Here is a 6,809-nt window from a genome sequence, read left to right as displayed (position 1 = left end):
ATTTCGGGTCGAAGTGTCTCACTCAAGGTTGACAGAGAGGGGACCCTTCCTTCCAAAGTTGTCTGCAAAACATCGGGGGCGCCTCCGAGTCGACACCCGATGTTCGTTATGTCAAGTATGACGGGCGTGAGGTGAGCACGCAGTGCGGTGCGTTGCGTCACAATTGGCCCGAGACATTGCGGCAAGCGCGCCTAATGGGCCGCTGTTGACCCCTCCTGAAAAGAAAGTGGCTGGCTGGGGCTCCAAAGGCCTTAGAATTGACCAATCGTGCAGCGCAGCTGTACCACAGTTTGCGGCAGCAGCCGCGCCACGGGCCCCGCTGATCGTTGAATTGTTAGGCGGTCACGACGCAAGGTCAGTCCGCGCACAAATACATAGGAGCAGCAGGCAAATGGACACCATGTCACACGACCCGTCGGCAGGCGACATCGGTTCGCAGTTGGTCGACCTGGGCAGCCAGGGCGTAAGCGCGGGCGGCACTGCGGCGATGACCGTGCTGACCGGGCTGATCCCCGCGGGCGCCGAAGAGGTCTCCGCGCAGGCAGTGATGGCATTTGCGCAGGAGGCCGCCTCGATGCTGGCGTCCAACACGGCGGCACAAGAAGAGCTGATGCGGACCGGCGCGGCGTTGACCAGCATTGCCCGGATGTACGGGGACGCCGACGACAGCGCCGCCGACGTCTTGGCCTTCCGTGGCGCGGCCATCTCCCACTCGGCCACCGGTGGCTCCGGCGCAACGCCGGGTCCGGGGCTCATGGGCACGGGGGCAGTTCAGGCAGCGGCCGAGCCGGCCGTGCGCGCGCCGCTACTGTCGCAGGTGATGGAAGCGTCATCTTCGCCGCTGGCCTCCACCGGCGCCAACGCCGGATCATCGGCAATGAGTGGCGCCGCCCCGTTGAGCAGCGGCATGGGTGGCGGCGCACCGGCAGGCGGCGCCTCCAAGGCAGGTCTGGCGTCAACGGCGACACCCGCGGATCAGGATGAGGGCGAACGCGACGGACAGGCCCAAGCGCAAGCCGGTGAGCGCTTGGCGTGACCGGCCCGGTCGGTCGAGCAGCTATTCCCTAACTATTTGCACAGCCGAGCACCTGGCGACTGCTCGGCAATGGCGAAAAGACCAAAGTGCGGCTGTGTCCGCATCGCATCGCCGAACCGGAGCACCCATCTCCTACGCTTGCGCTGTCCCGTGGTAGCGCAGCAAGCGAAAGAGAGGGCGTAGTGACCAACCCGGACATGGCCACCATCTTGCGGGGGATGAAAGTCCCGGAGCAAATGACCGGCAGCCAGGCGCTGCGCGACTTTTTGCTCATCTATATCGATGACCAGGAGTCGCTGGCGAATAATCCGGAACGGCTCAAGCAGTTGAATGGCCTGCTCATCCTTTCGCACCTGGAGGTGGTCAACGCTCTCGGGTCGCTGGAAGCGGCCGCCGCTGAGCAGCACGTGGAGAAGTTCCGTAAGGAGATCAACCGGCGCAAACGCTGGTGGTTCTAACCCGGATCTTCGTCGTACGGTGAGGTGTGCGCTGGATCGTCGACGGCATGAACGTGATCGGGAGTCGTCCCGACGGGTGGTGGAGGGACCGTCACGGCGCCATGGTCGCGCTGGTGGGCAGGCTGGATCGGTGGGTTGATGAGCAGGACGCGCACGCTAACGCGGTGACCGTGGTATTCGAGAGGCCGCCATCCAGGCCTATCCGGTCGTCGGCGGTCGAGGTGGCGTATGCGCCCAAAGCGGCCGCCAACTCGGCTGACGACGAGATCGTGCGGTTGGTGCAAGCCGACGCCCGACCGGATGCGATTGCAGTCGTGACATCGGACAAGGCGTTGACCGACCGGGTCCGGCGGTTAGGTGCTTCCGTCTACCCGGCGGAACGTTTTCGTGACCTCATCGACCCGCGCGCCACCGGACCCACGGATCACGGTGGCCTTCACTGAGTACTGACGCCGCAGGGGCGGGGTTCAGCGAGGGTGGCTCGTGACTCCGCAGCCGACGCGCGGCCCGTCGCTGGGTGCGACTCGCGACCACTACAGATCACTCACTGCCAACGGCGGGCCGGTGTAGGTCTCTGCCAGCCCCATTGCGGCGGCGTCGCTCGAGTACAGCCAGTGCAGCTGAGACCGTTGCAACTGCGCGTCGAACGGGTCTCCGGTGGCGTGCAACATGGTGGTCATCCACCATGAGAAGTGGGTGTATCGCCAGACCCTGCGCAGCGCGGCCGCGGAGTAGGCGTCGGCCAGTTCTGCCTTGTTCCGTCTAACCAACGCGCTTAGGGCGGGAGCGAGCAACGCGACGTCGGCGATGGCCAGGTTCAGTCCTTTGGCACCGGTCGGCGGAAGGATGTGCGCGGCGTCGCCCGCCAGGAACAACCGGCCGTACCGCATTGGGGCCTGCACATAGCTTCGCATCGCCAGGACGCTGCGTTCCGCAATCGGGCCCCGGCGAAGCGACCAGCCCTCGATGCCGTCACCGAGTCGGCGTGCGAGGGCATCCCAGATGCGTTGAAAAGTCCAGGAAGCGAGGGTGTCGTGGTTGGGAACTTGCAGATACAACCGGCTCACCGTGCTGGAGCGCATGGAGTGCAACGCGAAGCCGTCGGGGTGCCACGCATAGATCAGTTCGTCGGTTGACGGTGCGACGTCGGCCAGGACTGACAACCACGAATAGGGGTAAGTGCGTTCCCAAACCTGTTTGGCGCCTTCGGGTACGGACGCGCGGCTGGGTCCAAGCGAGCCGTCGCATCCGACGATCGCATCGGTGTCAAGCCGGTGCGGTAACCCGTCGCCGTCGATGAACGTCAGATACGGCCGCTCGGTGTCGATGTCGTACAAGGCAGCGTCGGCAACCTCATAGAAAATGCTTTGACCCGCGGCCTCGCGGGCGGCAATCAGGTCGCGTTGGAGTTCGGTTTGTCCGTACACCCACACGCTGCGACCAACCAGGTCGACGAAGTCAAGACGTTGGCGTTCGCCTTCGCACTGCAGATATATTCCGCGATGCTCGATTCCGTCTTCGGTCAGCCGCCGGCCCAGCCCCACCGACTGGAGGAGCTGGACGGAGCAGTGGTCCAGGATGCCGGCGCGGATGCGCCCTAAGACGTAGTCCTGGGAACGGGCTTCGAGGACCACCGAGTCCACGCCTTCGGCGGCCAACAGGTGTGACAGCAGCATGCCGGCTGGACCGGCTCCAACGATTGCGACCTGGGTGCGCACGGCCCAAGTGAACAACACCGTGGGCCGCTCACAAAAGAACGGGGCTGCCGGTCTCGGCCTTGACGCGTCGGCGAGCAGCAGGGCAACTGACCATTCGGATGGTCATCAGCAGGCGCTTCGGCATGAGGGGAATTGCGCATATCGCGTCGTCGAGCGTTCCCTCGTGGCTCAGGCAGATCGGGGAAAGATGTGGCGCATTCTTTGCCGTCTCAGTGGTGCACTGGCGCAAGTGGTTTCAGGGCAGCGGCCACCTGGGACGGCTGTTGCTTCGCACCTGGTGTTGCGTTAGCTTGCCCAGTTCTGCATAGTGCGGCCGCGAAAAATGCCGGGCAGAAAGTGCTCGGTAAGAACAATAACAGATTGGCCGTCTACGATCATATGATACCGCCGCGCAATGGCGTGTGCGGGTGATGTCCTTTCGGAGGTCGAGACCAGCCAATCGGGCAACTCCCCTTCCCAGATTTCAGCCGTCTCCTTGAACACCTCCAAACAACTGGCTACCATCAGCTCCCCAATGGGATGGTCTGTTTCCGTCAGTTTCCGCAGAATCGCCGTCGGCAGCAGATCCATTGCGATCAAAGCTTCTGCGGCTATAAATTCTTCGCCGGAACTAAGGCCTTTGAGTATTGTTTGGCGTTGCAAAATCCGGCTATCGGGTAGGCGCTCCAAGTCAGGTATTTCGGGCGCGGTGGGATGAATCTGTTGATTGATGATCTCCACGACGATCTCATCATCCGCGATGATCTTGAGGATCCTGGTAAGGGTACCGTTCGTCGCGAGAAGGATTTGCAGGTCGCGGTCGAGCTCTCGTATGTCTATGTCGGACAACATGGTTCGCGTCATGTCTTCACTCCTGCCCCGGCCCAATGCACTAAGTCCGCCGGGACTCGATATATTGGGCGCATTCTTGGCCTGCCGGGAATCGATGATCAACTTGCACTGTCGCCACTAATAATTTCTGGCGGATCATTGGGCTATCAGCGTCTGCAATATTGACTCATGCATAGTACGTCGCCGGGAGAAAACTCGCAAGCTGGGAAATGGACTAGCAAAGGTTGAACTCAACACCTGGCACCGGCGTATTTGACAACATCGACGGCTCATGGGAAGCAGCTTCGGCCGCGTACAGTCGGCTATCGGCGACGGTCGAAAATTGCGCTGCGTCATCGCGTGGCTTCTTCTTCGTCATAGTTGGCGAGCACCGCTTTGGCGATCCGGAAAGCATAATTGACCTCCGGTACACCGACGTAGATCGCCAGGTGCATCAACAGCTCCTTGATCTCGTCATTGCTGAGGCCATTTCGTCGTGCGGCCCGAAGATGCATGGGCAGATAGTCGGGGTGGCCGCACGCTACCAACGCGCTCAACGTGATCATCGATCGGCTGCGCCTGTCTAGCCCGGGGCGGGTCCACACGCTGCCCCACGCGTAGCGGGTGATCATGTCCTCGAAGTCGGACGTGAAGTCCGTCTTCTCGGCGATGATGCGGTCAACATGTGCATCGCCGAGGACTTCTCGCCGTACCGCAATGCCTGCCTCGTAGACGTTGTCCCGGGTGCTGATGCGGCTGAGTATCAGGTCCGCGACGTGCTCGGGTGCTTCGACGGGGGCTAGGTGGCTAATTTCATCGAGGACCACCACCCGGCCGTCACTGACCCCGGAGGCAATCTGGCGCAAAGATTCCGGGGGCGTTACCCAGTCTTGGGCGCCTGCGATCGCCAGCACCGGGGTGGTGATGCGAGTCAGCCGGCCGGCGACATCGAAGTCTGCCAGCGCTTCGCATGCCAGAGCATAAGATTCGGCGTCGGTCACGCCGAGGTCGCCGAGCAATCGTGCGACAACGGCCGGTCGACGGTCGCGAAACCCGGCGGAGCACCAGCGCTTAGGCGCATCTTCTGCGAGCGCGCTGATGCCCTCTTCCCGAACCCGCGCCGCGCGGGCCTTCCACTCTTCGGCGATGCCGATCGTTGAGCCGGTGCACAGCAATGTCGCGGAAGTCAGCCGGTCCGCCGCATCGAGGAGTAATTGAAGCCCGACCGCCCCGCCGATGGAAACCCCGGCGTAGTGAAAGGTGCGTGCACCGGCGATCTCGTCGGCCAACATCAACACCGCCTGCGCCAGCTCGGCGATGGTGAACGGTGATGTGGCGGTGGGGCTGTCGCCATGGCCGGGCAGGTCCCAGCCCACGACGTGCACGTAGTCGGCGAGCCGTTCGGCTGCGTCCGCCCACAGAGCGTTCGCCGTCGTGCCCAGCGATGGCCCGAGAAGTAGCACGTCCGCGTCGTGGGGACCGCCGAAATCCGTTGCGATCAGGCGTGGGACCGCCATGTCGCCTCCTTGACGTTCACATGTCGAAACTGGCTGTCGAGCGAGCTGATTTTCCCAAAGTCGTCGGCGCCAGGCATTGAATTCGCTTGTTTCGGGGTATCCGCGCGGGGATGCTAGGCGTGTGACGCAGGGTATGTTAGCGGGCCTTGGCGGCCGATTGTTGGTTTGGCAGTTCAAACTTGGGTTGCTGGCCATCATCTGGGGTTGCAGTTTCTTGTTCATCAAAGTTGCTTTGGCGGATTTGTCGCCGGCCGAGATCACCCTTGGTCGCTGCCTGCTAGGGGCTCTTGCGGTAGCTCCTGGTGTTGCGGTGAGGCGCCTAGCGCTACCGCACACACAGCGATTGTGGATGCACCTTTTCGTAGCCGCCCTTTTCCTCAACACCGCGCCGTTTTCGCTGTACGGCTACGCTGAGCGGCACGTGTCTTCAGCAGTGGCCGGAGTGGCAAACGGGACGTCAGCGCTATTCACCGTGTTATTTGCGTTTACCGTTCTGCATGACGAGCGTGCGACGGTACATACCGTAGTGGGGATCCTCATCGGTCTAACCGGTGTGGCGGTGGTTCTGCGGGTGTGGGACGGTGTCCATGCCGACACTGGCGGTGTGTTGGTGGCAGTCGCGGCAGCGGCCTGTCAGGGGTTCGGATGGGTGTACGTCCGCCATTTCCTCCGGCACACCGGTTATTCGCCCTTGGTGCTCACTGCCGGTCAGCTCAGCCTCGCCAGTGCGCAATTGATATTGCTTTGCCTGGCCACGGCGCCGCGGATTCCCACAATGGGCACTACCACCCTCGCTGCCGTTCTGGCTCTTGGTGTCCTGGGCACGGGACTTGCGTATGTCTTGCAGCACAGCATCATTCGTGATGCCGGCGCCACGGCTGCTTCCACCGTGACGTATCTGATCCCGGTAGTCGCTGTTACCGTGGGCGCCATATTTCTGCACGAGCCGGTTGGATGGAGTCTGCTCGGGGGCGCGGCGCTGGTATTACTCGGCGCGGCGCTGACGCAGCGTCGTCGGCCAGCCGGTTGATCGAGGGCCAGACCTGGACCGCCGGTGACCGTCCTGCCCGTCGGCTGATTGACCTGATGGATGCGCCAGCGACACCGGCGGTGGCCCTGATCCGGTGATCGTGCGAACGGGCCGACATGCCGTGCTGGATCTGTTCAGATGTTTCCGGCGATCTCCGTTGGCAGTCGCCGACAAGAGCGCGCGGCTGACACATCCACAGCAACCGATCCGGCTACCAGGTGGTCAGTGCTGGGCAGCCCG

Annotated in this window: 7 protein-coding genes; 4 read left to right on the top strand and 3 right to left on the bottom strand. The window is 62.8% G+C overall.

Translation table 11 applies throughout. From position 1 onward, the window contains the following. Positions 1-391: 391 nt before the first annotated feature. The 3 genes from EET13_RS32815 to EET13_RS15070 all read left to right on the top strand — a co-directional run bounded on the left by EET13_RS32815 (position 392) and on the right by EET13_RS15070 (position 1,937). Positions 392-1,036, top strand: a complete 645-nt coding sequence (locus EET13_RS32815; RefSeq protein ID WP_122443045.1) for a PE family protein — start codon at positions 392-394, stop codon at positions 1,034-1,036. Between the two features lie 182 nt (positions 1,037-1,218). Beyond that, positions 1,219-1,494: a hypothetical protein gene (locus EET13_RS15075; RefSeq protein WP_122443044.1), complete on the top strand. Its 276-nt coding sequence runs from the start codon at positions 1,219-1,221 to the stop codon at positions 1,492-1,494. 26 nt (positions 1,495-1,520) lie between these two features. Continuing rightward, positions 1,521-1,937 carry an NYN domain-containing protein gene (locus tag EET13_RS15070; protein ID WP_122443043.1) on the top strand — a complete coding sequence of 139 codons (417 nt, stop codon included), beginning with the start codon at positions 1,521-1,523 and terminating at the stop codon, positions 1,935-1,937. 90 nt (positions 1,938-2,027) lie between these two features. On the opposite strand, the gene EET13_RS15065 is transcribed toward EET13_RS15070, so the two are convergent. From EET13_RS15065 to pcaDC, 3 genes are all read right to left on the bottom strand, one after another. Beyond that, the gene (locus EET13_RS15065; RefSeq protein ID WP_122443053.1) at positions 2,028-3,212 is read right to left on the bottom strand and encodes a 4-hydroxybenzoate 3-monooxygenase; all 1,185 of its coding nucleotides are present in this window, start codon (positions 3,210-3,212) and stop codon (positions 2,028-2,030) included. Between the two features lie 285 nt (positions 3,213-3,497). Further along, positions 3,498-4,055: a chorismate--pyruvate lyase family protein gene (locus tag EET13_RS15060; RefSeq protein ID WP_122443042.1), complete on the bottom strand. Its 558-nt coding sequence runs from the start codon at positions 4,053-4,055 to the stop codon at positions 3,498-3,500. Positions 4,056-4,375: 320 nt separating this feature from the next. Then, complete coding sequence (pcaDC, locus tag EET13_RS15055; RefSeq protein WP_122443041.1) at positions 4,376-5,539, bottom strand: bifunctional 3-oxoadipate enol-lactonase/4-carboxymuconolactone decarboxylase PcaDC; 1,164 nt, start codon at positions 5,537-5,539, stop codon at positions 4,376-4,378. Positions 5,540-5,672: 133 nt separating this feature from the next. Here pcaDC and EET13_RS15050 point away from each other — a divergent pair, with 133 nt between their 5' ends. Continuing rightward, positions 5,673-6,569 carry a DMT family transporter gene (locus EET13_RS15050; RefSeq protein WP_244603921.1) on the top strand — a complete coding sequence of 299 codons (897 nt, stop codon included), beginning with the start codon at positions 5,673-5,675 and terminating at the stop codon, positions 6,567-6,569. Positions 6,570-6,809 lie beyond the last annotated feature (240 nt).

It is taken from the genome of Mycobacterium attenuatum (genome assembly GCF_900566085.1).
Classification (GTDB): domain Bacteria; phylum Actinomycetota; class Actinomycetes; order Mycobacteriales; family Mycobacteriaceae; genus Mycobacterium; species Mycobacterium attenuatum.
This window is presented reverse-complemented; position numbering and strand designations above follow the sequence as displayed.

What these genes read in the sequence shown, in the direction of transcription:
- EET13_RS15060 (WP_122443042.1), bottom strand. Translation starts at nt 4,055, where the DNA reads ATGACGCGAACCATGTTGTCCGACATAGACATACGAGAGCTCGACCGC.
- EET13_RS32815 (WP_122443045.1), top strand. Translation starts at nt 392, where the DNA reads ATGGACACCATGTCACACGACCCGTCGGCAGGCGACATCGGTTCGCAG.
- EET13_RS15050 (WP_244603921.1), top strand. Translation starts at nt 5,673, where the DNA reads ATGTTAGCGGGCCTTGGCGGCCGATTGTTGGTTTGGCAGTTCAAACTT.
- pcaDC (WP_122443041.1), bottom strand. Translation starts at nt 5,539, where the DNA reads ATGGCGGTCCCACGCCTGATCGCAACGGATTTCGGCGGTCCCCACGAC.